The sequence below is a fragment of the Cobetia sp. genome, from assembly GCF_983723665.1.
This window is the reverse complement of the sequence record NZ_CFDJES010000030.1, coordinates 11,405-12,751: the sequence shown is the minus strand read 5'-3', so window position 1 is coordinate 12,751 and position 1,347 is coordinate 11,405. Positions and strand designations below refer to the sequence as shown.

Annotated in this window: 1 protein-coding gene; it reads left to right on the top strand. The window is 60.7% G+C overall.

The genetic code is table 11. The features are described 5' to 3' along the window. Positions 1-148 precede the first annotated feature (148 nt). Complete coding sequence (locus AC4FAH_RS04970; protein ID WP_288988117.1) at positions 149-1,333, top strand: Spy/CpxP family protein refolding chaperone; 1,185 nt, start codon at positions 149-151, stop codon at positions 1,331-1,333. Positions 1,334-1,347: the final 14 nt, after the last annotated feature.

Here is a 1,347-nt window from a genome sequence, read left to right as displayed (position 1 = left end):
GCAGAAAAGACACAGCAAGCCGTTGCATGTTCCGCCCAGGCGCGTTGCACGCAACCCCATGAAACGTTGCACAATGCCGGCACATTCACTGCTGATAATGCTCTTATCGCTTGATTCCGGCCCTTTATCTAGACACTCGGAGTACGCCATGAACCGCATTTCTCGCAAGCTCATCGTTTCCGGTCTGCTGACCGCCCTGGCACTGCCGATGACCGCCATGGCCTCAAGCAACGACAAGCACCATGACGGCGCCGACCGCAAGGAAGGCCTCGACAAGATTCTCGCCAGCTGGCATCTCAGCGATGAACAGCAGCAACAGCTCGACGCACTCAAGCAACAGCAGATGGAAAGCCGCAAGCAGCTCAAGGAGCAGAAGTTCGACTCCCGCGAAGCGCGCCGCGACGCCATCCAGGCACAACGTGAAGAATACAAGGCCGCCCTGGCAGAGATTCTCGACGAGAATCAGGTCAAGGTGCTCGAAGCCTACTGGGCTGCCGGCAAGCCGATGCACGGCAAGCACATGGGCAAGCATGACGGCAAACGTCACGGCGAAGGCAAGCATGCCGACGAACGTGGTGGCGAACGCGGCGGCAAGCACATGGCCGGCGAGCGTGGCGGCAAGCACATGGCCGACGACGGCAAGCAGCGCATGCAGCTGATGGGCGCCCTGTTCGACAGCTGGGACCTGGATGACGACCAGCGCAGCGCGCTCAAGGACTCCTTCAAGTCCATGCGTGACGACATGGAGTCACTCAAGAAGACCGACTTCGACTCGCGTGAAGCGCGCAAGGCCGCCTTCGAGGAACTGCGCAAGACCCAGCACGATCGTCTGGCCAAGGTGCTGGATGACGACCAGATCAAGGTGCTGGACCTGATGCACCAGCGTGACAAGCGCGGTCCGAAGATGGCCGACCGTCAGCAGCAGGAAGGCATGAAGGCGCTGCTGGCCAGCTGGAACCTGAGCGATGACCAGATGCAGGCGCTCAAGGAAGTCCGCAAGGAAATGCGTGACGAGATGCATGACAGCATGAAAGAGATGCACGACGACATGCGCGATGCCATGCAGGACGCCGACACCAAGCAGGAGCGTGTCGCCGCCCGCCAGGAAATGCGCAAGGAAATGAAGGAGCAGCGCCTGGAACTGCGTGAGGAAGGCCGCGAGAAACTCGCCGATGTGCTGTCCGCCGAGCAGCTCGATGCGCTGGAAGCCTTCATGGCCAATGGCATGCGCCATCACGCTGGCAAGCATCATGGTGGCATGAAGGGTGACATGAAGGGCGGCGACATGAAGCGCGGCCCGATGCATGACGCCGACCAGTCTGAAGATGCCTGAGTCAGGCCATCACC

Coding starts and splice junctions, on each gene's coding strand:
- AC4FAH_RS04970 (WP_288988117.1), top strand. CDS start 149: ATGAACCGCATTTCTCGCAAGCTCATCGTTTCCGGTCTGCTGACCGCC.